The organism is Leptolyngbya sp. 7M, assembly GCF_018128485.1.
Genome location: NZ_CP070897.1, coordinates 3,369,228 through 3,394,884, shown reverse-complemented (window position 1 = coordinate 3,394,884; position 25,657 = coordinate 3,369,228). Strand labels below are relative to the sequence as shown.

30 protein-coding genes and 1 pseudogene are annotated in these 25,657 nt (G+C 47.1%); 17 read left to right on the top strand and 14 right to left on the bottom strand.

The annotated features are described in order from the left end of the window. Positions 1–6: 6 nt before the first annotated feature. The 5 genes from JVX88_RS16900 to JVX88_RS16880 all read left to right on the top strand — a co-directional run bounded on the left by JVX88_RS16900 (position 7) and on the right by JVX88_RS16880 (position 5,359). Positions 7–1,296, top strand: coding sequence for an AAA-like domain-containing protein (locus JVX88_RS16900; protein ID WP_211628434.1), 1,290 nt, complete (start codon positions 7–9; stop codon positions 1,294–1,296). Positions 1,297–1,468: 172 nt separating this feature from the next. Further along, the gene (locus JVX88_RS16895; RefSeq protein WP_211628433.1) at positions 1,469–3,013 is read left to right on the top strand and encodes an AAA-like domain-containing protein; all 1,545 of its coding nucleotides are present in this window, start codon (positions 1,469–1,471) and stop codon (positions 3,011–3,013) included. A gap of 143 nt (positions 3,014–3,156) precedes the next feature. Further along, positions 3,157–3,636 carry a DUF3291 domain-containing protein gene (locus JVX88_RS16890; RefSeq protein ID WP_225931438.1) on the top strand — a complete coding sequence of 160 codons (480 nt, stop codon included), beginning with the start codon at positions 3,157–3,159 and terminating at the stop codon, positions 3,634–3,636. A gap of 203 nt (positions 3,637–3,839) precedes the next feature. After that, positions 3,840–4,574, top strand: coding sequence for a hypothetical protein (locus JVX88_RS16885; protein WP_211628431.1), 735 nt, complete (start codon positions 3,840–3,842; stop codon positions 4,572–4,574). 65 nt (positions 4,575–4,639) lie between these two features. After that, positions 4,640–5,359: a dienelactone hydrolase family protein gene (locus tag JVX88_RS16880; protein ID WP_211628430.1), complete on the top strand. Its 720-nt coding sequence runs from the start codon at positions 4,640–4,642 to the stop codon at positions 5,357–5,359. Between the two features lie 641 nt (positions 5,360–6,000). Here JVX88_RS16880 and JVX88_RS16875 read toward each other — a convergent pair. Together JVX88_RS16875 and JVX88_RS16870 are read right to left on the bottom strand one after the other, a co-directional pair. Continuing rightward, positions 6,001–6,204, bottom strand: a complete 204-nt coding sequence (locus JVX88_RS16875) for a hypothetical protein (protein ID WP_211628429.1) — start codon at positions 6,202–6,204, stop codon at positions 6,001–6,003. A gap of 99 nt (positions 6,205–6,303) precedes the next feature. After that, the gene (locus JVX88_RS16870; RefSeq protein ID WP_211628428.1) at positions 6,304–7,395 is read right to left on the bottom strand and encodes an ABC exporter membrane fusion protein; all 1,092 of its coding nucleotides are present in this window, start codon (positions 7,393–7,395) and stop codon (positions 6,304–6,306) included. Positions 7,396–8,945: 1,550 nt separating this feature from the next. On the opposite strand from JVX88_RS16870, the gene JVX88_RS16865 reads away from it, so the two are divergent. Then, positions 8,946–9,419, top strand: a complete 474-nt coding sequence (locus tag JVX88_RS16865; RefSeq protein WP_211628427.1) for a hypothetical protein — start codon at positions 8,946–8,948, stop codon at positions 9,417–9,419. A 22-nt stretch (positions 9,420–9,441) separates the two neighbouring features. After that, on the top strand, positions 9,442–10,530 hold the full coding sequence (locus JVX88_RS16860; protein ID WP_211628426.1) for a VWA domain-containing protein: 1,089 nt from the start codon (positions 9,442–9,444) through the stop codon (positions 10,528–10,530). Positions 10,531–10,617: 87 nt separating this feature from the next. On the opposite strand, the gene JVX88_RS16855 is transcribed toward JVX88_RS16860, so the two are convergent. The 3 genes from JVX88_RS16855 to JVX88_RS16845 form a co-directional block, all read right to left on the bottom strand. Beyond that, entirely contained in the window at positions 10,618–11,082 is a 465-nt protein-coding gene (locus JVX88_RS16855) for a VOC family protein (protein ID WP_211628425.1), read from the bottom strand. Between the two features lie 84 nt (positions 11,083–11,166). Then, entirely contained in the window at positions 11,167–11,907 is a 741-nt protein-coding gene (locus JVX88_RS16850; protein WP_211628424.1) for an AraC family transcriptional regulator, read from the bottom strand. Further along, positions 11,813–12,655, bottom strand: a complete 843-nt coding sequence (locus tag JVX88_RS16845; RefSeq protein ID WP_211628423.1) for an ABC transporter transmembrane domain-containing protein — start codon at positions 12,653–12,655, stop codon at positions 11,813–11,815. The genes JVX88_RS16850 and JVX88_RS16845 overlap by 95 nt, the downstream gene beginning before the upstream one ends. 381 nt (positions 12,656–13,036) lie before the next feature. On the opposite strand from JVX88_RS16845, the gene JVX88_RS16840 reads away from it, so the two are divergent. Genes JVX88_RS16840 through JVX88_RS16825 form a run of 4 tightly spaced genes read left to right on the top strand, consistent with a single transcriptional unit; the run spans position 13,037 to position 14,181 of the window. Further along, complete coding sequence (locus JVX88_RS16840) at positions 13,037–13,237, top strand: type II toxin-antitoxin system VapB family antitoxin (RefSeq protein WP_211628422.1); 201 nt, start codon at positions 13,037–13,039, stop codon at positions 13,235–13,237. Beyond that, positions 13,234–13,464, top strand: a complete 231-nt coding sequence (locus tag JVX88_RS16835) for a hypothetical protein (protein ID WP_211628421.1) — start codon at positions 13,234–13,236, stop codon at positions 13,462–13,464. Before JVX88_RS16840 ends, JVX88_RS16835 begins: the two co-directional genes overlap by 4 nt. Before the next feature lie 60 nt (positions 13,465–13,524). Further along, a complete protein-coding gene (locus JVX88_RS16830; protein WP_211628420.1) occupies positions 13,525–13,899 on the top strand; it encodes a DUF2281 domain-containing protein in 375 nt (124 codons plus the stop codon). 3 nt (positions 13,900–13,902) lie between these two features. Further along, positions 13,903–14,181, top strand: coding sequence for a type II toxin-antitoxin system VapC family toxin (locus JVX88_RS16825; RefSeq protein WP_211628419.1), 279 nt, complete (start codon positions 13,903–13,905; stop codon positions 14,179–14,181). Between the two features lie 184 nt (positions 14,182–14,365). On the opposite strand, the gene JVX88_RS16820 is transcribed toward JVX88_RS16825, so the two are convergent. The 5 genes from JVX88_RS16820 to JVX88_RS16800 are packed head-to-tail and all read right to left on the bottom strand — an operon-like array spanning position 14,366 to position 17,053. Then, the gene (locus JVX88_RS16820; RefSeq protein WP_211628418.1) at positions 14,366–14,743 is read right to left on the bottom strand and encodes a DUF1636 family protein; all 378 of its coding nucleotides are present in this window, start codon (positions 14,741–14,743) and stop codon (positions 14,366–14,368) included. 3 nt (positions 14,744–14,746) lie between these two features. After that, positions 14,747–14,977, bottom strand: a complete 231-nt coding sequence (locus JVX88_RS16815; protein WP_211628417.1) for a hypothetical protein — start codon at positions 14,975–14,977, stop codon at positions 14,747–14,749. A gap of 50 nt (positions 14,978–15,027) precedes the next feature. After that, on the bottom strand, positions 15,028–15,171 hold the full coding sequence (locus tag JVX88_RS44165) for a zinc-ribbon domain-containing protein (protein WP_211628416.1): 144 nt from the start codon (positions 15,169–15,171) through the stop codon (positions 15,028–15,030). Positions 15,172–15,173: 2 nt separating this feature from the next. Further along, positions 15,174–16,043 carry a 23S rRNA (guanosine(2251)-2'-O)-methyltransferase RlmB gene (gene rlmB / locus JVX88_RS16805; protein ID WP_211628415.1) on the bottom strand — a complete coding sequence of 290 codons (870 nt, stop codon included), beginning with the start codon at positions 16,041–16,043 and terminating at the stop codon, positions 15,174–15,176. Next, positions 16,040–17,053, bottom strand: coding sequence for a hypothetical protein (locus JVX88_RS16800; protein WP_211628414.1), 1,014 nt, complete (start codon positions 17,051–17,053; stop codon positions 16,040–16,042). Before JVX88_RS16800 ends, rlmB begins: the two co-directional genes overlap by 4 nt. A gap of 268 nt (positions 17,054–17,321) precedes the next feature. On the opposite strand from JVX88_RS16800, the gene JVX88_RS16795 reads away from it, so the two are divergent. Next, positions 17,322–18,032, top strand: coding sequence for an NYN domain-containing protein (locus tag JVX88_RS16795; RefSeq protein ID WP_211628413.1), 711 nt, complete (start codon positions 17,322–17,324; stop codon positions 18,030–18,032). Then, positions 18,029–18,178, top strand: coding sequence for a hypothetical protein (locus JVX88_RS16790; protein WP_211628412.1), 150 nt, complete (start codon positions 18,029–18,031; stop codon positions 18,176–18,178). The genes JVX88_RS16795 and JVX88_RS16790 overlap by 4 nt, the downstream gene beginning before the upstream one ends. 288 nt (positions 18,179–18,466) lie before the next feature. Here JVX88_RS16790 and JVX88_RS16785 read toward each other — a convergent pair whose 3' ends face one another. After that, positions 18,467–19,891, bottom strand: coding sequence for a glycogen synthase (locus tag JVX88_RS16785; RefSeq protein WP_211628411.1), 1,425 nt, complete (start codon positions 19,889–19,891; stop codon positions 18,467–18,469). An 85-nt stretch (positions 19,892–19,976) separates the two neighbouring features. After that, a pseudogene (rho, locus tag JVX88_RS16780) lies at positions 19,977–21,080 on the bottom strand (transcription termination factor Rho); the annotation flags it as partial. Between the two features lie 14 nt (positions 21,081–21,094). Here rho and JVX88_RS16775 point away from each other — a divergent pair. Together JVX88_RS16775 and JVX88_RS16770 are read left to right on the top strand one after the other, a co-directional pair. Next, complete coding sequence (locus JVX88_RS16775) at positions 21,095–21,661, top strand: AAA family ATPase (RefSeq protein ID WP_211628409.1); 567 nt, start codon at positions 21,095–21,097, stop codon at positions 21,659–21,661. After that, on the top strand, positions 21,658–22,461 hold the full coding sequence (locus tag JVX88_RS16770; protein WP_211628408.1) for a hypothetical protein: 804 nt from the start codon (positions 21,658–21,660) through the stop codon (positions 22,459–22,461). The genes JVX88_RS16775 and JVX88_RS16770 overlap by 4 nt, the downstream gene beginning before the upstream one ends. A gap of 79 nt (positions 22,462–22,540) precedes the next feature. On the opposite strand, the gene JVX88_RS16765 is transcribed toward JVX88_RS16770, so the two are convergent. Continuing rightward, complete coding sequence (locus JVX88_RS16765; RefSeq protein ID WP_211628407.1) at positions 22,541–22,825, bottom strand: hypothetical protein; 285 nt, start codon at positions 22,823–22,825, stop codon at positions 22,541–22,543. Between the two features lie 334 nt (positions 22,826–23,159). Here JVX88_RS16765 and JVX88_RS16760 point away from each other — a divergent pair, with 334 nt between their 5' ends. Both JVX88_RS16760 and JVX88_RS16755 read left to right on the top strand, forming a co-directional pair. Further along, complete coding sequence (locus JVX88_RS16760; protein ID WP_211628406.1) at positions 23,160–23,744, top strand: hypothetical protein; 585 nt, start codon at positions 23,160–23,162, stop codon at positions 23,742–23,744. 48 nt (positions 23,745–23,792) lie between these two features. Further along, complete coding sequence (locus JVX88_RS16755; RefSeq protein ID WP_225931437.1) at positions 23,793–24,107, top strand: hypothetical protein; 315 nt, start codon at positions 23,793–23,795, stop codon at positions 24,105–24,107. 540 nt (positions 24,108–24,647) lie between these two features. On the opposite strand, the gene hetR is transcribed toward JVX88_RS16755, so the two are convergent. After that, complete coding sequence (hetR, locus tag JVX88_RS16750) at positions 24,648–25,547, bottom strand: heterocyst differentiation master regulator HetR (protein ID WP_211628404.1); 900 nt, start codon at positions 25,545–25,547, stop codon at positions 24,648–24,650. Positions 25,548–25,657 lie beyond the last annotated feature (110 nt).

The following is a 25,657-nucleotide window of genomic DNA, read 5'->3' as shown; positions in this document are numbered from 1 at the left end:
AGGGTGATGATGAACAAGCAGGAAAGGAATAGAAACAGCATTCCAGCCTCCACTGACGGACTTGAGCGGATCAAGGCTGAGATGGCAAAGCGAGGATGGCGACGAGAAGATTTAGTCGAACAGGCACAAGTCTCTAAGGCAACGGTTGATCGGTTTTTTGCAATGAAGAATGTGGATGCTTCAACCGTTGAATCCATCGCCGAGGTATTGGATTTATCGATGGAAACGATTGTGGATGCCAACGTTATCGCCCCACCAGCCAGCTACGAATTTTATATTCGCCGTACTGAAGAAGAAGCCCGATGTTACGCCGCCCTACAGAAGCCAGGAGCGATAGTGCGAGTCAAGGGGCCGCAGTTGATGGGCAAAACCCTATTCCTGAATGAAGTACTCACCAAACTCAGCCAGCGCATTGATTTCCGTAAGGTCGAACTAGACATCGATCGACAGGTGCTCACTAATACAGAAGCTTTCTTCAAATGGCTCTGTGTGTCGGTCAGTATTGAACTAGATTTGCCGGTCAAGCTCGATGTCTACTGGTTAGATGAGCTAACGCCCAGCCAAAAGATTACTAATTATTTTCAAAAATATGTGCTGACGGAAATGGCTAACCTGCATAGCTCCTTGCTGCTGGTTCTGGATCGGGTTGACCATATTTTTGAGAATCTCGATATTATGGACGAGTTTCGTGCTCTACTGCGGAGCTGGGGTGACAAAGTGATCAAAGGCAGTGCAGCTAGCCAGAAAATCTGGAGCCACTTTCGGCTAGTCACAGTTTATTCAACCGATATTTACGGGTTATCGAATGACATCGATTACTCTCCTTTCACCTCGATTGGCACTGACGTTGAACTGTCAGAGTTTGATAACAACCAAATCGAGGAACTGGCCAGACGATACCGATTACGCTGGGAAAGCAATTATACCGATGAACTGGTGAAACTGGTGGGAGGGCATCCCTACTTGGTAGATACTGCCTTTCTTTACATCAAGCATCAAAAAAAGGAAACAGACAAGGTGCTGAAACGCATCACGGAAACTGCTTGCACTCAAATTGGCATCTATACGAATCATCTGCTACAAATTACCACAGCCCTGGAAAGCTGCACCGAATTAAAAGCTCAATTTAAAGAGATTGTTACGGTTAATGAAGCAATGCCCATCGCAGCAGTTGATGCCTTTAAGCTATACAGCATGGGCTTAATCCGTCTGATTGACGCCTCTGAAAATGTTGCAGCGCCGCGATGTCATCTCTATCAACGATATTTTTATAACTATTTCAAGCGTCAGAGCTAGATGTGGATGGGTAAATGGGTAAATGGGTAGATGGGTAGATGGGTCAATGGCAGCTTTGTAGCAGTTGGGTGGATGGCAAACAGAGCGATGTTTATTATAAAGTGCTCTGGTTAGTAACCTTAGAATTTAGAATCGGCAGATTATTTATTCCCTATGGTTGGAATCAATACAGATGCTAGAACCAGATACTGAGAGCTTTAACCCATATTATGAGTACCAAGTCGGGGGCACCCTTGACCCTAATCATCCAACCTATGTGGAACGCGCCGCCGATCAAAAGTTGTATAGTCTGTTGAAAGCAGGTGAATTTTGCTACGTCCTCAATTCACGGCAAATGGGAAAATCCAGCCTGGTGGTACGGACGAGAAAGAAGTTAGAAGCCGAAGGGGTTTTGTTTGCCTTTATTGACATGTCCTCGGTTGGAGCCGAAGTAAAGTCATTAGACCAATGGTACACAACGATACTGGACAACTTTAAGGAGAGCTTTGAGCTAGCCGAGATTAGCCTATCGGCTTGGTGGCAACAGCATGATCACCTCACGCCCTCCGCTCGGCTAGGGAAGTTTATTGAAACCTTCTTGTTGACCCGATTTCCAGACCGCAAGCTGATTATTGTAATTGATGAAATTGATTACATTCTAAAACTTAAACTGAAGCTGAAAAAAGAATCTATTGATGATTTATCAACCGATGATTTTTTTGCCTTCATTCGCAGTTGCTATAACCAGCGTACTAGTAATCGAGACTACGAACGACTGACCTTTGTACTGATCGGTGTGGCAACGCCTTACGATCTCATTTCTAACGTAGACTGTACCCCCTTTAACATCGGTCAAGAGATCAAGCTCTACGGTTTTAGTCAAGCAGAAGCAAAACCGTTAGAATCTGGAATCGGCACGGTTGCAGATCGACCAGATTGGGTATTGAAGGAGATTTTGGATTGGACCGGCGGCCAACCGTTTCTGACCCAGAAGCTGTGTAATTTGGTGTCTAAAAAGCAGCGTAAAATTATTGCCGGTCAAGAAAAATCGGCTATTGATACGCTGGTGCGTTCAGAAATTATTCAGAACTGGAGTCAGAAAGATCAACCCGCCCACTTTGGTGTAATTCGTGACCGCATTCTCAAAAGTAGACGGTCGCCCAGCCACCTGCTGAACCTGTATCAGCAAATTTTAGAGCAGGGGGAAATCATTGAGAATCGAGAAGACTTGGAACATCTGGAGCTGAAGCTATCGGGGTTAGTGATCGAACGCGAGGGAGCTTTACGGGTTTATAACCCAATCTATCAAGAGATTTTTAATCAACAGTGGATTGAGCAAGAGCTGGCAAAACTGCGCCCCTACAGTGAAGCGATCAAAGCCTGGGTCAAGTCAGGTTACACAGATGAATCACGGCTGCTGTATGGACAAGCGCTGCAGGACGCTCTAGCTTGGGCTGAGAGCCAACGGTTAAGTAAAGCAGAACTCAGTGAAGAAGATCAACACTTCCTGGAAGCAAGCCGCACCCTAGAACAAATTTCCGAAGCAAAACCGGAAGTGATCCCGATTCTCAAGGCATTTTTGCCAAAGCTAAACCAGATCACCAGCCAACCCTCTCAGCTAATTCGGGCGATTCGCACCTGGGTCGGTTCCCAACCTGTTCTAACCGAGCTGCTGTGCCAGGACTTGCTCAAAGCTTACCAACAGCAACCGATTGCAGATGGAGGGGAGGTGCCGTAGGCAGTGGAGTAAATTCTATGCAGCTTCACATGTAATTGGTATAAGTTACTTTATCCTCTCTGGAGTCTTCAGCAAGACCGCACGATACTAAAAATATCAAGCTCTTCTAGAACTCTTCGTAGAAATCATTTGAGGTCGCCCAAATGAGGTTAAAATTGTCTTCACAGAACTACCATCTCGCCCAAATCAATGTTGCATTGATGAAAGCTCCTTTAGACGATCCAACCATGTCTGAGTTTGCAGCAGCGCTGGATGAAGTTAATGCCGTTGCCGATCGAAGTCCCGGTTTTGTTTGGCGATTACAAAGTTCATCCGGTAATGCAACCGATATTCAAGCCTACCCTGATCCAAAAATGCTGGTTAATTTATCGGTTTGGCAGAGCGTAGAGCAGCTAAAGGACTATGTTTATAAAACCTTGCACGGTGAATTTTTTAGCCGTCGTCGCAACTGGTTTGAACGATACCAAGGTGAGCATCTTGCCCTATGGTGGATTCCTACTGATTGTTTGCCCACGGTTGAGGCAGGAAAAGCAAAGCTGAAACAACTTGCCCTATACGGGGATTCACCCGAATGTTTCACCTTTGCTAAACCTTACCCGCCACCTGTAATGATCAACCTCTAATCGGTCGCACCTGATATTTCCCAATTTTACAAGCCGACCTTTTCTGACCTTTGATCCGACTTTTTCAAACCGACAAACAGAGCATCAATTTCTATTCTGAAATGTAAGCAACGAACCTGCTGAATTGAGCGAAGCGATCGAATCTATGTCTCGCAATTTGCAATTCAGTACTCATTTAACTTTTCACATTCAAGGAGAAACTCATGGTTGAAAAAAATCTTGGTTTTATTTTTTTGGATGCAGCTCCGAAAACGGAAAATGGCGTTCTTCCGGGTGTTTTCCAAACCCAGCAAGACACTTATGCGTTTAGGACAGGCACCACCACTGCAAACGTGAATGTATCAGCATCATTTAGCGGAGGAAGTACTCAGCTCGCGCTCTTTCGAGACAACAATGCCAACGGTAGACTCGACAACGTTGATAGCTTTTTGTCACCAGGAACCACTGGTACCACTTTTCTCTCATTGAATAAGTCACTTGGTAAGGGTAACTTTATTGCCAGAGTGCAAGGCATTAGCGGTAGTAACATGTTCTACACCTTTAAGATTAGCCGATCCTCTCCGGGCAGTGCTAATCCCCTGACTACGCCAGAGATTCAACTGGGCACGATCGCTCAGGATTTGCGGCGGCGCGATCGCATCAGTGATCAAGATACTGCCGACAACTTTGCCTTCACGCTTGATGGAAATTCCAGTCTCAACATTGCAGTGCGGGAACTGGGTAATCAAAAAGGCGATGCTAACATTCGCGTTGTTCAAGACCGCAACGGCAACGGCTCTGTTGATCAGAACGAAGTCGTGGTTAAGGGTACAAGCACCCTCAAAGGCAACCTTGACACCATCACTGGATTGAGAGGAGCAGGAGATTATATTCTGCAAGTTTGCCAAAGCAGTGGTAATACGCAGTTTGGCGTGACCTTCGATCACTCAGCTGCTTAATTTGAACTGGGTAGGGCGATCGCCAGAAATACTTTTTCTCTTTTTCTACAGACGAGGGCGACAACATGCAAATTGAAGAGACAGTGGTAATTTCTACACCCGACGGACAAATGCCTGCATTCTTGTATCGGTCTGTTGAGGGTGGACAGAAACCAGCCGTAATTCTCCTCATGGAAGCATTTGGATTAACTTCCCATATCCGAGATGTGGCAGCTCGTATTGCAAACGAAGGCTACGTCGTTCTCACGCCGGATCTTTACTATCGTGAATTGCCCAACAACAAGTTTGAATATGGCGAGGTTGAGCAAGCCATGGCGATGATGTACCGCATCGATTTCGGTAAGCCAGTAGAGGAGGATATTAGAGCGGCGATCGCCTATGTGAAGTCACAGCCCGATGTTTTTCCAGAGCGGATCGGAGTGACTGGATTTTGCTTAGGCGGCGGTCTGACCTTTCTCACTGCTTGTAAATTTTCGGACGAAATTGCGGCAGCGGCTCCTTTCTATGGAATGGTTCTAGACGAATGGATTGAGGCAATGAGCAACATCGCGGTGCCGATATATTTGTTTCATGGTGGTATCGATCCATTCATTCCACTCGAACGTATTCAGCAAATTGAATCTCGGTTTAAGGCACTTGGCAAAGAATACACATTGAAGGTTTATCCTGATGCCGATCATGGTTTTTTCTGCAACGAGCGTTCTTCCTATAATCGCTTAGCAGCCGAGGACTCATGGCATGAGCTTACACAATTCTTCCACAAAAATTTGAAAAAGTCTGTCTAATAATGCATTCCTGATGCCAGTTAAAAAGAGTGTTAATATCTCTGTCACTTAATGGTGCAGGCGACTACATTTTGCAAGTTTGTCAGTCGAAGAGTGATACCCGGTTTCAGGTCAACTTCGAGCACAGCGCAATCACTGCATAGAATCGCTCAGCAACGGTGGCGCTGATTAGGTCTCTGTTAGCGCTGCCGTTTAGAACAAATCCTTTCACATTTCCTAATAGAACAAATTCCCATGAAAAGCATTGATCCAATCTCACACTTCAACGTTTAGTCAAACATTTATCTTGTCAATTCTGAACCGTCTACTTCGACGTTGTACAGCTCAACTCACACTTTAATCCAGTCCAATTTACGCAAACAAACTCATTTTGGACTCGTTTTTGGGACAGTTTATTTAATCTCTTGATACCTCGCTCACAGCCTAGAGTTGTTCAGAAAACTGAATCGGACGGCACTGAGTATTATGAGGTCTATGATCCGCTAACAGGATATTTTCAAACTTTTGGCTGTGAACTAGAAACGCGAATTTGACTCGAATGCCACTTTTAGCAGCGCGATTATCACTTAATTAACTCAGCAGTTCTACCAACTTCACAAAAGATGAATTAAGCCAGCTAATTGCAGCAGCAAATGTACTGCTCAAGTCAATTTGTACTGAGTGCTGAGTAAAAACAGATCACCCTGCAGGTTTTGATGCACTTGGGTAGCGCTAGAGTAGAGCGCCTTTTGAAAACCGAGTTGGACAAACATCAAAATGGCGATAAAAGCAATTCCAGCCAGTGTCACCATCAGGCGTGCTCGCTGGCGAATCAGCTGTAACCAGAACAGAGGCAGTTTGAACATGGAGTTGCAATGGGGGCTTGAAATAGGGAGCTTTCAGCGTTGGAACTGGGAACATCGAACCTCAGAATCATGGAACTTGAAGCATTGGGATGATGAAAATTATTGCAAGGGTATCATTACCTCCACCTGTAAATTAGTCAGTGCAACAATTTGATCGATTTGAGAGCCATGAATGCGAATTTTTACCTGAATCACTCTGCGATCGGTATCGCTGCTGGGGCTAACATTGAATACGCTTTGGCGGTCCACCTGCCAGCCAATTTCGCTCACACTTCCTGCGATCGGACTGGGTAAGGCCGGGCTGGTTATAACTGCCTGCTGGCCAACTTGCACTTTATTGATATCAGTTTCATAAATTTCTGCTACAGCATACATTTGATCGGTTTGACCTAGGGCAACCACACCCTCTGGCCCGATCACTTCTCCTGCTTGCGTATGGATCTTTAGAATACGTCCGGCTTTAGGAGCACGAATCGACTCTAACTCAAGTTCGGCTTCGGCTTGCTTGAGGTTGGTGATGGCGCTTTCCAGTTCTGCCTGCGCCAGTTGCAGGTCTACCGGGCGAACTTCGGCAATGCTGCTCAAGGTTTGTTTCGCTTGATCAAGCTGTTTCTGGGTTGTATTAACCACAAGCTGTTTACTATCTAAAAGTGACGCTGAAACTGCTCCATCTTGATATAACACGCGATATCGCTCTAATTCTTGCTGGGCATTTTGCAGTTCGGCTTCTAGTCGGGCAATGGATGCTTTTTGTGCCTCAATCTCTCCTGATTTGGCTCCTGCCTTTACCTGCGCTAGGCGAGCCTGAGCAATGGCAATCCGATCCCTCGCCTGCTGCACGGCTACCTGCTGCATGGTGTAACCATCTAGCTGAGCAACCACCTCTCCGGTCTGGACCTGATCCCCTTCTTGCACCAGGAGCTTTTCAATCCGGGCATTGTGTAACGAAGTCGGGGCCGATAGGTTAATTACATCTCCTTGAGGCTGCAAGCGTCCTAGTGCGGCAACTGCCACTCGATTGGCGCTGTCTTCACCAGTTTCATTTAGCGCTGCCGGAGAGAGCGGCGACTGAGGTGAGGAAGAGGAGCGAAAACTGAGAGGTTGTAAAAGGCCAGCTGCTATTGTACCTAAGCTAATCACAAGCAGCCAAAAAAAGCTCGAATTCAGTAGCGATCGCTTTTGCTGTTGCACCACTCTTACCTCTGATCAGCTAAAACTTATTGACTAGAACTACTTGACTAGAACTACCTGGGGCTTTTCTAATGTCTATTTGCAATCTCCTTGCTGATTAAGCCATACAAGATTCAGCATGACGTGACTGTGCAGCAAACTCACTGGAGAGTCATATTGCTACCGTTCTATATCGCTGATATCACTAACATGAGCTGGTTGATTGACCTAATAGCTACACTTAAAAATAGGCATGAACTGCAAAGCCTGGGTAAATTGCAGCATGCTTGATATCAGCCTTCTAATACGAGATAGTCACACTATGGAAATAACTGAGATGCACAACTATTTATCAACTCACTCCTATCAGCTCACCTGGATTACCGGATCAATAGATAAAAATGAGTGAAAAAGTACGTGGCTGCCACTCAACATGACTCAATGTCCACTCAACAGACATCAACCCATTCTAATTGGGTTAACCTAGAAGTAAATTGATCGAACGTGACCCTTCAGCCCTTTGGATCAACCCTTTGGCTCTTTCTTCAATTGCTTCAACTACACTTCTCAGAAGCATTCAGTTTTAAAAAGGCTTGGCAAAAGCTATGTAATAACGTAACCGAATATCACCATGTAATATCAAAGCTTATAGACTTTCTTAATATTTCGACTAGGGTCCCTCAGTACTAGAAGGAAACAATCACTAATTCTTTATAAAATATAAAAAAAGACGTGTGCTGCTCAAACATACAGGAGAATGTATGTACCTGATGGGCGTTAAGCTTACAGGAAGATCATGATTAATCTGAATCTAGAGCTAATTGTAGAGAGATATATTTATAGCTCTAAACGGGTGCGTTCTTATCTGGCTATTATTATTTGAGTACATATCGGCGTACTCAGGTTTATATTAAGTTTCCTGAAGATCTGAGATTGGTTCTAAAAATTAGTTGATCCCAGGTGTGCCATGAACCTATTTAGAGTTGATTTTAGTTATATGAGCTGCATGGGTCCGGAGTCAGATGCAGAGTTTAGTCAAGTCCGTATCTATCAATACAGATTCGTGTTCGTACTATTGCGTTTGTAGTTTTTTCTTGACTAATCTTGACCTCATGAGATACACTCCTCAGGGGATTATTCACGGAAAGGTTTGTTAATCTCAACTTCATTGCACACTCGAAGAGTAAAGCTTGCAGAGCTGAGCGAGTTTCTCATCAACGAATCTGTGGGCTGAAACGCAGCTGTCTTTGAATTATTTGGTTTAACTTGGCAAAGCTTTTTGGTTGAGCTAGTATGTGTTGAGCTAACATTTGTTAGCTGTTGATTGATCCAGCTAGTGATTAGCGGTAATTCATCCGTGTTTCCGGTTCGTCTTTCTGAGTTCTGCTTTTGCAGCAGTTTAGTGATTACTCAGACCTGCGCCTATTGCGTTGGGGCTGAGCTAGGCGCAAAGTTTGTGATTCATTTTAAGAATTAGTTGGATACCCTCAGGGAGGGCATAGGCTAGGGTTTGCGCATATCCTGTGCTTTCCTCAAGCTGGAGTGTTGTGTTTGCAGCGACTGATTAGTTGATGCAAAATAGTCTATTCTTTAATTTTGTCGCTCTGTTACTCACATCGCTTAGATTGCGTTCATTCAATCGTTTTGATACTTTTAGCCGCGCCGAGCTTGCGGACGCGATAGATATCGCGCAGCGGACAGAAACTACCATCTTTGGCATCTCAACAAAGGCGGGCTTCCTTGGAAGCGTACCCGGCGTTGAGGCCGGTACGGTCAAGGATCGCGGCGACAGGCTTCTGACCCAGCTCTGCGAACAGACTGGCGGGCAGGCATTTTTTACCGGAGATATGCTAGAGCTTGAACGTGCATTCAAACGCATCTCTGAGGAATTACGGACCCAGTACATAATCACTTACCAGCCGGCGAATCAAAATTACGATGGCCGTACGCGAAAGATCGAGGTCCGTCTCCGCGACCGCACAAAGGCGAACAGATACAAAATAAGAACAAAGACAAGCTACCGGGCGGTGCGCGACAGCATCTGATACGGTGCGGGGAATGAACGCGATGCAATTGATCGTTAAGAAAAGCACTATTACCAGATATTTCTTTCTATTAGCTGTGGCCCTGATAGCAGGGGTCCTTCTTTTTTTCACGGCTCGCACTGACGTACGCGCATCTGCCGACCTGCCGCTGCCGACGCCTACGCCTCCGATAGAAGAGGAGGACGATGTAATTAAGATCGATACCGAAGCGGTCAATGTTCTCTTTACCGCTCAGGATAAGGACCGACGGCTTGTTTTGAACCTGAAACAGGAAGACATCGAACTTTATGAAGATGGGCGCAAGCAAGAGATAACTGCGTTCAGCCGACAGGTCGATCTTCCGCTGAGCCTTGCGATCCTGATCGATACAAGCTGCTCACAGGAAAGGGTCTTGCCCGAACAAAAGTCCGCAGCGAAGGCCTTTCTTGAGACCGTGATCCGTCCTGATCGTGATGAGGTCGCGATCCTTTCGTTCACGGGTGAAACGGTATTGGAACAGGGAATGTCGGCGAATCTTACCCGGCTTATGCGTGCGGTGGATAACGTCCGGTTTCACGCTCCGGCGGGATACATTGGAGGATGTGTGCTCGGTGCGACCGGAACACCGCCTATCTCCGGGCGCAATCAAGAAGCAATGCTCGCGACCGCAATTTGGGATGCCATCTGGGTAACTTCGGAAGACATCCTCGGCCCCGCTCCCGAACGGACCAGACGGGCCATCATTTTGCTCTCAGATGGAGCCAATACTTATGGTCGCAAGAAATTGAGGGATGCCGTCGAAGCAGCACAGCGTGCTGAGGCAATCATATATTCGATCGGCATCGGTGATAATTTCTATTACGGCGTTGATAAGGGAACGCTCGAAAAGGTCTCCGAACAGACTGGCGGGCGTGCATATTTCCCGCGCGATGAACGGCAGCTTCGTGACGCATTCAAACAGATCCAGGAAGAAATGCGTTCGCAGTACCTGCTTGCATATGAACCGACCAACAACGCGCAGGACGGTTCATACAGAACCATCGAGATAAAATTGGTCAACCCAGACCTTCAGCGGCAAAAGGTCCGCCTGACCCATCGCCAGGGCTATTTCGCAAAGTCAGGGAAGAAATAAACCTCATTTTGATCACATCGAAAATGCCCGCGACCTGATCCCCGGGCATTTTCATTTGCCTTAAACGCCGGCGAGCGACCGATCCGTCTAGCCCTTTGATACAGCAGCGCGCTTCTCCATTTCTTCCGCGGAAAGATCTTCCTTGTGAGTTGCAAAGCACCACTTATAGCCAAAAGGATCTTCAAAGTGGCCAGAACGATCTCCATAGAACTGCTCTTCGATAGGGCGGACGATCTTCAATCCTTCTTTAACTGCATTCTCGGCAAATACATCGACGTCTTCAACATAGACCATCATTGTGAACGGCGTGCCACCGATTGTTTCGGGAGAAAAACAACCGAAATCGGCGTATTCATCCGAGACCATCAATATTCCACTTCCGATCTTCAGTTCAGCATGCCCGATCTTATTATCATCGCCTGACAAACGAAATAGTTCTTCAGCTCCGAATGCTCGTTTATAGAATTCAATAGCTTCAGCACAGTTCTTTAGTGTGATATAGGGTATGATTCCCTCATAGCCTTTTGGGATCGGGTTCGTTGCGTTGGACATTTATTCACCTCGTATCGTTTTTTATTAGAACAAGGCAAGAGTATAGGAACTGGGCCGGAATGTATTGGAAAAAACCGACAATCTTTAAATTGACAGAAACTCGGACCCCTCTGCAAAACCGTCGAAATAGACTTTTGGGGAATAGCCTGTAAATTCCCGAAAATCTTTGATGAAATGCGACTGATCGTAATAGCCGTATTTAAGAGCAATGTCTGTCAATGAGATAGATTTGGTGTCTTCCTTTATAGCTGCCTGGAACCGCAGGATCCGTGATAATAGCTTTGGACGAAATCCAGAAAATTCCTTGAATTTTCGTTCAAATGTACGCTCAGACATAAACTGATCTTTTGCAAGAGTTCTTATGTTAACGACACCGTGCAGATCGATCATCCGGCGGATCGAAGCTATAACGGGTGAGAGTTCGCGTCGGTCAATATCAAGACGGTGATTCAAAAAAGCTATTAGCAATTGAGCACGTGCCGCATTGTTCGGCGCATATAACATCCGTTCTTCCAGCTCGCTGCCTATGGGGCCGAGCATTGTCATAAGGTCGGGATCATGGTCGGTCAGGTCGCTTGCCGGATAACCAAAGAATTTAGGGATCGCATAAGGAAAAAGCGTGCAACCAAAAATGCCGAAATTCTGATCTACGACAAAACGCCTGACATTTCGGGTCTGTGCGTGAAGCCCCGCGGTATAAGAACTGATCCGATCAGCTTCAACAATCTCTTCAAATACTCCGTTGTAATGGAAAAGTAGTTCGGAAAACCCATCCGCATAACCACGATAGATATAAGGCTGGACGGCAGATGCCTCTCCCTCCAAGACCCAGAATGCTCGCACATACGGCGAGAGCGATCGGGGCGGGGCTATCGTGAAATACTTCATCACACTTACGGACTATCGACCCAGCCCCAAGGAGCGGACGGGGCTTCGACCTCTTTCGTAATATAATCAGTCCTGCTTGGTCGCGCACCATGTCATACCGAGGAGCTAGCCGAGATTGGAACGTGAACGTTCCCCACAAAATGAACGGAATCGGCAACATGGCAAGCCATGCAATCCCAGGAGCCAGGAATACAAAACTAATGCCAACGGCGAATACTCGTGTGAAAAAACTGATCAGATCTTGTGCACCAAAGTTGAGAAATCGCTCTAGCTGGTTGATGTCATCATTGAGAATTGATAACAGCGTTCCCGTACTGCGGTCTTCAAAATACGCCAGTTCCAGTTCTTGGAGATGATTGTAGGTATCGACTCGCAGTTCATGCTGGAGGGTCTGAGCCAGGTTGCGCCAGAGTTTATCGGCTCCGTATTGACTGAGGGATTCTAAACCCCAAACGGCGATCGTCAGCAATGACAATACCAACAACTGCGTCAGCGGATCTTGAATGCCAAAGCGAGCAATTAACGAGGCTTCTTGCTCAACCACCACATCCACCGCAACGCCAATCAGATAAGGCGGAGCTAAATCAAATAAGGTGCGAAAGATAGAGCAGAGCGTTGCCCCCCAAATTTGCACCTGATAGGGTTTGGCATAGCGGAGTAGACGCACCAAAGGAGCCTGAGTCATGATTCGATGGGATAGGGCTATACTAGCCTGTACAAGGTGAGCCAGCTTGCAGGGATGTGGAGTTTGAGTTTGATCCACAAAAGAGCCAGTCTAATCGGCAAAAGCACGGCATTGACTTTTGTCAAGGTTTGGCTGGCTGAACGGCTTGAACGAGTCAGTTAAAGCAGAGCTTGTAGTAGGGCGATTCATCATGTTTTATGGAGAAGCGCGATCGCCTTCCTCCACCACAAACCCCGATCGCCCCTTCTCAATTAGTTTCGATCGGCTTTGCCGTCTCGTCGAGAATTGCCCGTAAAAGACAAAGGTAAAATCGGTTTGCAGAGAGATATAGAATAGTAGAGACGCCCAATTTGATAGTGTCAATATTGGAGATGCAAGCCAGTGACAACGAATCTTGAAATTGATCAGATGTTGATCCAGGAAGCGTTGACTCTGTTCGATGTCCGCCCAGAGAAAGCGGTTGTTGAAGCAGCTTTGCGAGAATATGTGCAGCGGCGTAAACAATTGAAAGTTTTGGAACTTTTTAGCACGATCGACTATGACCCAGGGTATAACTATAAGCAACAACGGCAACGAGCATGAAGGTTGTTGTTGATACTTCTGTTGGGTCGTTGGCTCTGCGACGAAATCGAACCCCGGAAGAGCGATTCCAGGTTTTGAGGTTGCGTGAGTTGATTGCCGATGACAGAGTTGCTCTGTTGGGTGTGATTCGGCAAGAAGTACTGTCAGGAATTCGAGAAGTCGAACAGTTTGTTCGTTTGAGAGAGTATTTACGAGCATTTCCTAACCTTGAACTGGCGATTTGGTGAACATCTTCCGATTAATTTGTGGCAATAATTTTTACATTATTAGCATAGACCGAGAGATGAGTGAATTTCTCGTTAAGAGGTTTTGGACTGTTGGGTTTTGTTGCCTCTTCCCAGCCTACGACAAGGGGCGATCGCACTAAAATAGTAGGGAGTGAGGAAATCTTGCAATTGCCTGGGATAACCGATATTTGGATATGTGATGGAGGTAAGTTCATGAGTCCTTTAATTGAGCAAATTGTTGTCACCCTTCAGAAGCTACCAGAATCTAAAATCCAAGAAATTTTAGATTTTGCCCGGTTTTTATCCTGGCAAACCCTTAAAGATGAGGAGCTTTCTACAGAGGAACCTTTACTTGCGGTTGCAGGAATGCTTTCTGGGGAACCGATCGCAAATGAAGATATTGATGAGGAGTTGTACGACGGCAAAGACGTTTAAATCATGAAACCACGATCGTTTTTTGTAGATACTTGGGGCTGGGTCGCGTATGGACATCGGCGAGATACTTATCACGAGGCTGTTGTCAAAGTCTTTCAGAATTTGCGCTCCAGTAATATTCCAATTCATACCAGTGACTATGTTTTGGATGAGGTCATTACTTTGCTTTTCAAACGAGAGGTATTTACTGAAGCTAGAAGATTTTTAGAAGGAATTTTTGCAGCAGAGCTAGGGCAGGTTCAAATTCATCGGATTACTTCGGATTATTTTGTAGATGCATGAAGATTGAGAAAACAATTGGTGATTTTGCATTGTTTGGTGAACATCTTCCGATTACGTTGTGGCAGTAAGTAATAAGTCAGACAATAATTTTTGCGTCATTGGCATATCTGATCGTTCCGATCGCCCTCCTTCACCGCTCTACCATTACAACTATGCGATCGCCCCTTCCTAATCCCCCATCCACTCATTCACCCACTGCCGGAATCTTGGCAATACTCACTGACTGCAACGCTTCAGGAAACTGCTTCCAGGGGATATCGCCAGTCTTGCTATCGAGATAGCGTTTGCCAAACTGGAGTAGGGCAGGAGCCGTTTGACCGGTTGGCAAGGTCGTGAACAGATAGGTCGGTTTGTGGGGAGCGGAGAAGGCAACGGCGCAGGGTTTGTCGCACGTCCACAGGCAGCCGACGGGTTGAATTTCAAACTCGTTGGACTGGATGTGTTCAGTGCCTAATGTGTTGAGTTGTTCGAGTAAACGTGTGCCATCAGCAGGTTGATGGTTGGGGCGATCTTCGGAGGAGTGATGGCAGGATTGGCAGATGAAGAGGGTGTGTTTAGGCATGAGCTAAGAATCGTTCACTAAATATTTCTCAATATCATCCAGTACTGCATAAGCTGCAAAAATGCTATATCCATGCCAAGTGGCGCGATCAACTAGATAAACTTGATCAAGCCGAACAGCTTTAAGTGCTGACCATAAGGGACGTTGTTCAAGTGCTGCTTGATACTTCATGTTGGTTTCCTTGTCGGTGTCGAGGTTCACGACAAAAAAGACTTCACTATCCAGTTTTGGCAATATTTCTTCTGAGATCGTTTGAAAATCTCCTGTAATAAGATGCTGAGAGGCTAATAAGCCAACATCATCAAGGTTTCCATTGAGCTTGCGGCTCCTGTATCCAAGACTTTTGCAACATTTCCGATGTCGGTACCGCAACTCCGACAGAATTTGCCGTCTTCAGGATTTTTCGTTCCGCATTTTGGACAAAACATAATTAGCTTCCCTTTATATTAGCTCTTTGACGCTGTGCTTCAAAAAGGATTACGCCTGCAGCAACCGAAACGTTCAAGGAACCGATCTTTCCGTACATTGGTATTCTAACCAGAACATCGCAGTTCTTGGCAACAAGACGATGCAACCCATCCCCCTCGCTTCCCAATACAAGAGCTGTCGGACGGTTCCAATCCCAATCAGTATATGCGGTATCAGCTTCACCGGCCGCTCCAACAACCCAGATGTTCTTTTCTTTTAGTTCATCTATCAAGCGGTTCAGATTTTGAACACGCGCGACCGGAATATGCTCCACAGCTCCTGCGGAGGATTTCGCAACCGTCTCTGTCAAACCCGCGGCCCGTCGTTCCGGTATGAAAACACCGTCGGCACCGGCACATTCGGCACTACGTATGATCGCTCCGAGGTTCCGCGGATCTTCAACGCCGTCAATTATCACAAAAAGACTATCTTCACCCGCGCTCTCGATGATCTCGTCCGCGTCAACATAGTCCTTTGCCGAAACAAGTGCGACGATCCCCTGGTGATTCGAATTCGGCCCGGAAACCTCATCCAACTTTCTCCGATTCTTTCTTTCAACGATAACTCCATTCCTACGTGCAAGCTCCAAGATATCTTTTACGCGATGATCGGAAGTTGTTTCTAGCAATAGGATTCTAAGTATCGATTGTGGGCGAGAGCGAAGTCGTTCAGCGACCGGCACCGATCCATATACTATCGAACCAGAGCCGGCAGGTTGCTCATCAGGCTCAAAACGGCGGGAAACCCCCGTTTGCTTGAAATTATCTCTGATCTTTTTGTCGGGCGACTTTTTGTCCTTCTCTTCCCAACGCATTCGTGGCCGCTTCTTCATATATACCGAGCCTGAAGGCGTGAATATTTCGTGAACTGTCTCAGATTGTTTCGAGATGTTACTGTTGTGCGGCCTTTGTTCTCAAGCCCGATACGAAGTACTCCCCGATGGTCTTTATGAGATTCGAGATCCCATACCTGACATAAAACCCCCGTGACTTCATCGAAGTGGTTATTGGTAGGAGCTTCGGGACAGAACTCGCCTAGCATTACCAACAGGCGTTCAATGTTGTCGGCTGCCAACATCGCCTTGTTTACACCTAAACACGAAAAGTCAAATCCATTGGTATTGACCCTAAAACCAACGTCGGGAGCCGTGTAGAGATCGATCATCGGGGTCAAATTTACGCTCTCTTGTTTATCGACCTTATCAGGGCGATTTCTTTTTTTCTTGACCGTTGCGTGGACCCGCTCCTCGCGAATCGTCCCACTTACTATGAGTTTTATTTCGGAAGGATGGAACCGATACACTTGTCCGGTGTTGAAATTAGTAAATTGGATCTGCTTCGGTAAGATCTCAATGCAGCGTATTCGCATCGGCGGAGCGGCTTCCAATAAGGCGTCCGATACGATTCGCACCTCCAAGCCCGTCGTCGAAAGTTCGTCTCCGATCTGTTTGGCTTTATGCTCTACGGAATACCGAGCAACAGGTAACGCTATCTGAGAGAGATCAGCAATATCCGCGATCTGAAGATCGAATCCTGTAAGCATCTTGAGCCGATTTCTTTGATCTGTCCAAACACTATTTCGCTGTGGGCCGATAACAACATTGAAACCATTCAGAACCTCAGAAAATATCTCAAGTTCTTCGTTTGATGCATCGTAAGCCGACGCGCCTGTTCGAAAACCCTCTCCGCAATAGATACAATTACTTCTGCCCGGCGCATTTCGTCTTGCGCAATTAGGACATAATGGCATTTCTTCAGGTAGGAATCCGATATCGTCTGAACGGATACAAATTTCGGAACCCAAACCTTCCAAAACCGACACTTCTTTATCTTCTGTGGCCATCTTCTAAACCCGGAAAATGTTAACACGTCCGAAACAATTATGCTTGACCATTCGTAAACGCCGTAGCAAACTTAGACCAGACGGTTTTTTGAGAAAGGTTTATTGATGATCATAATGCGATAATTTTCCTGATTCGATCTAAAAAAATTGGCTAATTCTTGGACATTGCATACGAAATGATCAAACATCATAAAACGCGGTTCTTTTCCCATTTTTCCCGACGTTCCTTTCTCTCTGAACCTGTAAATTAAATGAGGGTTCATTAAAAATGCAATTCGACACGACCACAACTTCGTCGTGGAAATTCGGGCACAGGGGTAGGGTTGCCGTTTTCATTGACGGAAACAACCTTTTTCACGCTGCCCGCTTTCATAGTATTGACATCGATTACAATAAGCTTTTAAGGATACTTCTGGGTGACGGAAGGCTTCTCAGAGCGTTTTTCTATACAGGTGTAGATGCCGGGGCAGAGCGACAACAGGGCTTTCTGCTTTGGATGCGCAGAAATGGATTCCGTGTTATCCAAAAAGAGCTTAAAACGTTTTATGATGGTACGCGAAAGGCAAATCTTGATGTTGAGATAGCCGTTGATATGCTGAGCCTTGCCGGCAGATATGATACTGCGGTGCTGGTCTCCGGGGATGAGGATTTCGTCTATGCGATAAATGCGGTAGCTTATAAGGGATGTCGTGTTGAGGTCGCCGGATTCCGTTCAAATACTGCCCCAAGGCTAATTGATGTCGCGGATTTCTTCATTGACCTTGGTGAGATCTCCGAGCTTATTAGAAAGGACATCACTCATTCCGGAGAGTTCGAGATACCGTCTTTCGTTCCCCCTGAAGGTATTGCGGTTTCAGATACTCCACGAACAAATCGAGAAACGTCACCTCGAAATGCCCGAACGATCGCCGGGAGCCCGATAGAGGATCAGCGGCGGTCAGGCGGCTTCATCAGGGTCGATGTTGATGACGAACAATGAAACTGTTTTCGATCGAAGAGGCAAATGAGATATTGCCCGTTCTTGGTCGGGCGTCTTGGGCGGCGGCCCGATCGGACCTGGCGTTGACCCACAGCCTCTTGGATCCTTGCAAACTCCCGGCGGTATCACTATCTGGCCTGCAATAGATCCAACAGACAGTAAAAAGAATACAAACGAAAGGAGAACATAAAACGTATGTCCAGCGATTTGCATATCCACTCCTAATGAGAGCGTTGTTTGATTCGGCCAGACAGGATTCTATATCAAATTGAAGATTTTGTGGGAAGAAACTTTACACGCAGAAACGGTGTTTCCATCGCTCGAAAACTTGCGATCCGTGGGAAGCGTTTGGCCCCATGATGCAGGTCTTCCTATCTTGGTTTTACTCCTCTATGCTTAGATCTGTGACTTGATCCGGCAAAGCTCATGACCGCCTAATTATCTAGTGTCCATCGATAAAGGCTCACATACTTTCGTGCCGCGTTTTCCCAGGAGTTATCGACCGACATTCCATTGTGTTGTATCTTTTGCCACAAATCTTTATCGCCGTAGGCAAAGAGAGCCTCGTAGATCTTTTCGAGGAATGCATCAGCCGCATAAGGGCCGAACTTGAATCCGTTGCCGGTCTGGGAAACGGCATCCCAATTCTGGACGGTGTCATCGAGTCCGCCGACAGCACGAACGATCGGCACCGTTCCGTAACGCAGGCTGTACATCTGATTCAATCCGCACGGTTCGAACTTCGAAGGCATCATGAACATATCGGCTCCGGCTTCGATCAGATGTGCGAGCGGTTCGCTGTAGCCGCGATAGATGCCGACCTGGTTCGGAGCGTGATCGCGCAACGACTGCCAAAAATCCTCATACTTCTTCTCGCCTGAACCAAGCGAAATAATGTAAGCACCAGCCGCAAGCACCTCCCCGACAACCTGCATCATCAGATCGATCCCCTTCTGAGCCGTAAGTCGGGTTATGTTTGCGAGTACGGGCCGTTCAAGATCGATCGGCAGGGAAAACCGCTCCAGCATTGCGCGTTTACATTCACGTTTTCCGGAAAGATCATTAATGTCGTAGTTGGCTGGAAGCTCAGGATCGGTCGCCGGGTTCCAGACCTCATAATCAACTCCGTTGGTGATACCGATCAGCCTGTCTGCACGCTTTCTGGTCAACCATTCAAGTCCGTAACCGTATTCAGAAGTTTGGATCTCAAACCCGTATCTTCGAGAAACGGTTGAAAGGGTGTCAGAAGTTTCCAATCCCGCCTTCATCGCGGATGCGTGCCCATCAAACGAAAATCGATCCCGGGCAAAACCAGAGCCAAAGCCGAGCTTCCACAGTTCGCCTAAACCGAAAGCCCCCTGATACGCCATATTATGGATCGAGAAGACCGTTCGCGTACGCTGCCAAAACGTGTCCCATCGTCGCCGTTCAGCCAATTCAACCGCTGCAAAGCCACAATGCCAATCATTTAGGTGAACAATATCCGGTGCGCGTCCGATCCGCCTTAAAAGCACAAGAGCAGCTTTGTTAAAAAAGGCAAACCGCTCATGATCCTCAAGGTAACCGTAAATAGAATCGCGATGAAATAAGGATGGAGCGTCAATGAGAAATGTTGGAGAGCCGTTCGCCTCGCTGTAGAATGCCTTTGCCGGATAAATGCCGCCGCGCCATTCAACATTAAGATCGCGGATAGCGGTCTCCCACAGAAATTCTCCCTTGGTTTGCCAGTAACATGGCGTGATCAGAACAGAATCGATGCCGATGTTCTTAAGGGCTTTTGGAAGGGCACCCGCAACATCACCTAGGCCGCCTGTTTTGGAGTATGGCACCGCCTCGGCGGAGATGACTGCTACACGCATATAAAGGTCAACAAAGGCCGGAGGTCAGCGGTCAAGCGATCACATCGAAACCACTGGCCACCGGCCACATTTCATCACAGAAAGATCAGGTCTGCATTGAAGCCAAGAACTCGGCATTCGTTTTCGTCTTGCCAAGACGTTCTAGCACGACCTCCATCTGTTCGACCGGCGAGAGCGGATTAAGCACGCGCCGCATTACCCAGATGCGATTCAGGTCCTCTTTATCGATAAGCAGCTCTTCCTTGCGAGTCCCCGAACGCTGCAGATCGATCGCCGGGAACAGGCGCTTATCAGAAAGCCTCCGGTCGAGATGGATCTCAGAGTTACCGGTTCCCTTAAACTCTTCAAAAATGACATCGTCCATTCGCGAACCGGTGTCGATCAAAGCAGTAGCGATTATCGTAAGCGAGCCGCCCTCTTCGATATTCCGGGCCGGGCCGAAAAGCCTTTTTGGCCGCTGAAGAGCGTTTGAATCAATCCCGCCGGACAGGATTTTGCCAGAAGGCGGAACGACCGCGTTGTGAGCACGGGCAAGCCGAGTTATAGAATCTAGAAGGATCACAACATCACGCTTGTGTTCGACCAGCCTTTTTGCCTTCTCGATCACCATATCCGCCACCTGAACGTGACGTGTCGGCGGTTCGTCAAACGTGGAGGAAATAACCTCACCCTTGACCGAACGCTGCATATCGGTAACCTCTTCCGGCCGCTCATCTATGAGCAGAACGATGAGCGTCGTTTCGGGATGATTTTGCGTGATCGAATTGGCGATCGTTTGCAAAAGCATCGTCTTACCGGTTCGCGGCGGAGCAACGATCAAAGCCCTTTGCCCCTTTCCGATAGGCGTAACAAGATCGATCACGCGAGCCGCTATATTCTCGGGCCCGACCTCCATCTTGAGCTGTTCATCCGGATAAAGCGGTGTTAGATTATCAAAGAAAACCTTTTCGCGGGATTGCTCCGGCGCTTCGAAATTTATGGCCTCAACCTTGATAAGGGCAAAATAACGCTCGCCTTCTTTCGGCGGACGGATCTGACCCGAGACCGTGTCGCCGGTCCGAAGATCAAATTTGCGTATCTGCGACGGGCTTACATAGATGTCATCAGGGCCCGGAAGATAGTTGTATTCCGGAGCCCGCAAAAAACCAAATCCATCCGGAAGCGTCTCAAGCACACCTTCGGAAAAGATCAAGCCGCTCTTTTTTGTCTAGCTTGGGATTGGGGTACCGGACCGCGATTGCCTGGATGGTGGATTTGGCCGTGCAGCTGTTTCGGCGCTATCCCGACAGTGGTGATCCGTTGGCGGAACCAGCGATTGTGTTGGTGGATGAGATCGACCTGCACCTGCATCCCAAATGGCAGCGTATGATTATGACCTTCTTGACCGAACGATTCCCAAATACCCAATTTATTGTCACGGCCCACAGCCCGCTAGTCGTTCAGGCCGCCAAGGATGCCAACATTGTGCTGTTGCGGCGAGAAGGTGATCGGGTCGTAATCGACAACAATCCGGAAATTATTGATAATTGGCGCGTTGATCAGGTGCTAACGAGTGTATTTGAGTTGCCCACGGCTCGACCTGCCGAACTAGAACCTTTGCTGAACCGCAGGCGGGAACTGCTGACCAAAGCCAAACTTACCAAAGCCGACAAAGCCGAACTGCAAGAACTAGAAGCGAAAATTGGCACCTTACCCACGGCGGAAACTCCAGACAACATCAAAGCAATGGATATTATTCGTCGGGCAGCTCAGTTGTTGGAGAATTCTTGAGCGGAGGGCATTGGGTGATTCGGATTCGCAAGCCAGATGCGGTACCAGAGAAGCTTGCCCAAGATGGGAAAAACAAACGGCGCGCTCATTCCGCTGCCTATTCGCGTGATCCAGAGGCTTATCAGTCTGGCAAGAAAACTTTCTCATTCGCTAGCTCTATCTATGCTCACGAAAGCGTTAAGCAAGCCTTGATTGTGGCCCAGCGCCAGAAATGTTGTTTCTGCGAACGACTGATTGGAACTGATGGCGATGTTGAACATTTCCGACCCAAACAAGCCTACAAACAAGCGCTCGGCGAACCCATGCAGCGTCCGGGCTATTACTGGCTTGCCTATGAATGGGACAATCTTTATCTCTCCTGTCCGTCCTGTAACCAACGCCATAAACAAAACCTATTTCCGCTCCAGAATCCCGCCGAACGCGCCACGGATCACAAGCAACCTATTGAGCGCGAGCAGCCTTTGTTCATCGATCCAGGTAAAGAGGATCCAGAAGCATTTATTGGTTTTCGAGGCGAGATTGCCTTTGCCATCGACGGCAGTCAGAAAGGGCAAGCCACGATTGACTCACTCAAGCTCAACCAGCGTTCTTTGCCTGGAGCTAGACTCCAGCGGTTGCAGTTATTGAGGGAACTAGACAATGTAATTAAACTGGCCGCCGACCGGCCTGACGACGACAAATTTCAAGAGCAGGCAAAAAAGGCAAAAGATTTGCTGGAACGGGCAATTCAAGATGATGCCGAATTCAGCGCTGCTGCACGCTGGGCCATTCGTACAAATTTTGAGTTTGTGCTTGGGTGAGTATATGCAATCGAATTGCAACTCGATGCAACAGCTATGTAAGCCAGTGCAACCGAATTGCAATCCAACCCAGGCAACGCTAGCAGACCAGCACCGTCATCACCTTACCCGGAACCGGAGCCGGAATCAGCGGCGTAAAGCGAGCGCGATCGGGCACCAACCGCCTGACATGGAACTCGTTCATTTTGTGAATCACCTGGTCGCGGCTGCCAATAATCCAAATCTGAACTGCATCCTCAGGCGAAGAAGGCAGCAGTTCGTTGAACTCTGTCGTCATAGAATTTGCCTCGTGATAGAAGAAAAGCTCAAGGCTAGGTGGTTCCCTAACCACTTGTTTTGCATCAGCGAGGCGATTGATAATCAATACAGCCTGGCCTCCTGCCTATTTCAGGAAGTTAGGTTAGCTGGTTAGGCAGTGTGCCTGCACTCCTAATCAGCGCTCCGTGCCTTGAGCCTGTTTGGAACTACCGGAAATCTCCGGCAAAAATCAGCATAAAGGAAACATCTGGCTAGCACAAGCGTAGGCAGGGATTTGTCAATAATTGTTGATTTGGCGGTGTTTGTTCAGGAGCCAGGAGTCAGGAGCCAGAAGAATGTTACTGGCCGCATCGCTGGGTTGGAGTAAGCGATTTCGTGAGTTTGAAGTGGGAAAGATTGTAACTGAAAGGTAGCTTTCTAAAATTTTTGGAGATGGTTGGATGGTATCTAAGAGCGAGCTACAAGATACGTTGAAGGAAAAGTATGGCATCAATAAAAATGTTAGCCAACCATTAAGTGAGGCAGAATGCGAACGATTATTAGATTTGCTTGAGCGTGAGCCAAGTGCACTTAAGTTAGTCGAATCTTTTTCTCGCAAAAATGCTGAATTAGGGCGCAATAATGCTGCTCTGGGTAGAAGACGCAGCCAGGCAGAAAGGAAATTGGAAACTCTTAGTTCTGAATATGCAGAATTAGAAGCATCAATCCAGGCTTTAGAAGCCTCGAAAGTCAGTTTGGAAAAGCGCAAAAAACAGTTAGAACAAGAAAAGCAGCAATTAGAAACTGAAGTCAAAGTTTTATCTTCTCAAACCATCGAATTGAGCGATAAGGTGGAATCTCTAACCACGGAGAATACAACTCTTGTGGAAGCGAATGACCAGCTTAAGCGAGATAACAAAGCGCTCAAGAATATAGTAGACGCCATCAAGCTGAGGCTGGCTAGAGACACAAATGAATTGCTGAAGTACGAAGATAGCGAAATTCGGAAAGCCCTGATTCGTCTATTTAAATGGACACTCGGTTGAAAATAGGAAGAGAGTTGCATGGGCAGCAAGCGAAGAACTTATAACGGCATGAGTTACCGTGATGTACAGCGGGCAAACTCAGAAAATCGGCTTCAGCTTAAACTAGCCGATCAGCAGTGGTTGAAACAGAACAACTACCGCAATGTAGGTTGGGACAATGTGATTCGGCTATATGAAACAATTAATGATTTTCTAGAAAAATATCGATTTGAAGAGTTACCTCTAGAAGAACTATTCTTAGAAGCGGATCGGATTGGCAATAAATATCTGTCGCCTGAAGAAATAGAAGATTCCCACCAGAAACTCGCCAAGGAAGTCAATCAGATCTGCGAGCAAATCGACCAACAGTTTCCTGATATGTAATAGTCAAGACTTAACGCTGCCAAAAACTTGGCCCTACTAGCCCAGCACCTTTGAAAGGACCTAAACCTAGCAGAAAGCCAACCCTAGGCCAATTGCTTGGTTAACCACTTTAGGTTGACCAGTTTGAGCTGGCTAGCCTTTAGTTAACCAGTTTTGGTTAACTGTTTCCGGCCTAACAGATTTAAGTAGACAGAACCCACTTTCTAGCTTGCCGCTCTGGAACTGTGGACCATTAATCTAAACAATGAACTGCCGCCCTCAGAGTGCAATTTAGAACAAGCTGATGCGTATATGCTTAAATCTACACAATCGATCAAATTACAGAAGAAAGCCAATGCAATAAGAATATCAAGAGATGCTATTCAGTAAAAGTAGTGTCCGCTAGTGTAGCAAAAGATCGCAGCGTGTCATCACTTCGCAGCCAAACTTTAAAGTCTGTTTAGATCTATTTAGATTTAGTAAATTAGATTTAGTAAAACTTGTTGTAGACCGCAGCAGCTGTTCTTAAAGAAACTACAAGCAGTCAACTTTTTCAGGCGGCTAACTTTCTTTAGGCCCCACTACCATCTGAAGCGCAACTGTTTTGCCGCCCTTTTGATGGTGTCGATCGGCCCAAGCTCGGATGATCTCATCTAGTTCTTCCAAGGCGTCTTCCATCTGATCAGCCGGAATGTCAAGTTCCTCCAGGATGCGAATGGTTCCTGGTCGCCGCTCCGACCAATCCTTCATCATGCGGAAGAAACGAGCTGTGTCCTCAATCATCGTGTAAGCCCGCTCTTCTTCATCTGCTGGAGCATAGGAGGCTCGCATCAATGCATATAGCGGGATACTCCAGGGAGAATCGATGCGGGTAATCGTCCCTGAGTAGATTAAACGGCGTTTAATGTGTTCGGCTAAAGCCTCACTGAGTGGTGCGCGACGGTCGGGTGGTAGGGTGCTCTGGGATTGCTCATGCAAATACTCGATCAAGTCCATCAGCTGAAAAGCATTGATCAGTTGAGCGTTGGGTAGATTGGGCGGCAGTTTTTCTTCGATTTGCCGCTTTTCTTCCAACGTCAAGCTGGTTCCCGGCACTCGTGAGCGGCCCGGCTGCCAGGGATACTGCTCCAACCAGATATAGGGAAACTCGATCAAATAGCTGGGTTCCTGCGAGCCAAGCATTTTCAGCAACTTACCCTCGGTTAGCGCCTGCCGCACCTCTTCTACGATTACCTTGACCCGCTTTGGCTCAATATGGTGCAGATGACCCGTCATGCGCAGGTTTTGATCCTGCTCTAGGTAGGTCATGTAAATCGCACATTTGGCAGCTGTAGCCGCTGCATCTAAAAAAGCACCATGCCGATGCCCACCCATTCGCATCGCGCTAAAGGCAAGATAAATCATGATCTGATCGATCGCACTGGGACTTAGGCGTTTAATCAGATCGACATCATTCGTCATTGCGGCACTCAAGAAAAGGTTACGGGGGAACTTTACCGAGGACTATTGTAGAGAAGAGGAATTCACTGTCAAACAATGAATTCAGATATCCTCACTATATATTTGCAGCC

Coding starts and splice junctions, on each gene's coding strand:
- JVX88_RS16900 (WP_211628434.1), top strand. CDS start 7: ATGATGAACAAGCAGGAAAGGAATAGAAACAGCATTCCAGCCTCCACT.
- JVX88_RS16895 (WP_211628433.1), top strand. CDS start 1,469: ATGCTAGAACCAGATACTGAGAGCTTTAACCCATATTATGAGTACCAA.
- JVX88_RS16890 (WP_225931438.1), top strand. CDS start 3,157: ATGAGGTTAAAATTGTCTTCACAGAACTACCATCTCGCCCAAATCAAT.
- JVX88_RS16885 (WP_211628431.1), top strand. CDS start 3,840: ATGGTTGAAAAAAATCTTGGTTTTATTTTTTTGGATGCAGCTCCGAAA.
- JVX88_RS16880 (WP_211628430.1), top strand. CDS start 4,640: ATGCAAATTGAAGAGACAGTGGTAATTTCTACACCCGACGGACAAATG.
- JVX88_RS16875 (WP_211628429.1), bottom strand. CDS start 6,204: ATGTTCAAACTGCCTCTGTTCTGGTTACAGCTGATTCGCCAGCGAGCA.
- JVX88_RS16865 (WP_211628427.1), top strand. CDS start 8,946: ATGCAAAATAGTCTATTCTTTAATTTTGTCGCTCTGTTACTCACATCG.
- JVX88_RS16860 (WP_211628426.1), top strand. CDS start 9,442: ATGCAATTGATCGTTAAGAAAAGCACTATTACCAGATATTTCTTTCTA.
- JVX88_RS16855 (WP_211628425.1), bottom strand. CDS start 11,082: ATGTCCAACGCAACGAACCCGATCCCAAAAGGCTATGAGGGAATCATA.
- JVX88_RS16845 (WP_211628423.1), bottom strand. CDS start 12,655: ATGACTCAGGCTCCTTTGGTGCGTCTACTCCGCTATGCCAAACCCTAT.
- JVX88_RS16835 (WP_211628421.1), top strand. CDS start 13,234: ATGAAGGTTGTTGTTGATACTTCTGTTGGGTCGTTGGCTCTGCGACGA.
- JVX88_RS16825 (WP_211628419.1), top strand. CDS start 13,903: ATGAAACCACGATCGTTTTTTGTAGATACTTGGGGCTGGGTCGCGTAT.
- JVX88_RS16820 (WP_211628418.1), bottom strand. CDS start 14,743: ATGCCTAAACACACCCTCTTCATCTGCCAATCCTGCCATCACTCCTCC.
- JVX88_RS44165 (WP_211628416.1), bottom strand. CDS start 15,171: ATGTTTTGTCCAAAATGCGGAACGAAAAATCCTGAAGACGGCAAATTC.
- rlmB (WP_211628415.1), bottom strand. CDS start 16,043: ATGAAGAAGCGGCCACGAATGCGTTGGGAAGAGAAGGACAAAAAGTCG.
- JVX88_RS16800 (WP_211628414.1), bottom strand. CDS start 17,053: ATGGCCACAGAAGATAAAGAAGTGTCGGTTTTGGAAGGTTTGGGTTCC.
- JVX88_RS16795 (WP_211628413.1), top strand. CDS start 17,322: ATGCAATTCGACACGACCACAACTTCGTCGTGGAAATTCGGGCACAGG.
- JVX88_RS16790 (WP_211628412.1), top strand. CDS start 18,029: ATGAAACTGTTTTCGATCGAAGAGGCAAATGAGATATTGCCCGTTCTT.
- JVX88_RS16785 (WP_211628411.1), bottom strand. CDS start 19,891: ATGCGTGTAGCAGTCATCTCCGCCGAGGCGGTGCCATACTCCAAAACA.
- JVX88_RS16760 (WP_211628406.1), top strand. CDS start 23,160: ATGGTATCTAAGAGCGAGCTACAAGATACGTTGAAGGAAAAGTATGGC.
- JVX88_RS16755 (WP_225931437.1), top strand. CDS start 23,793: ATGAGTTACCGTGATGTACAGCGGGCAAACTCAGAAAATCGGCTTCAG.
- hetR (WP_211628404.1), bottom strand. CDS start 25,547: ATGACGAATGATGTCGATCTGATTAAACGCCTAAGTCCCAGTGCGATC.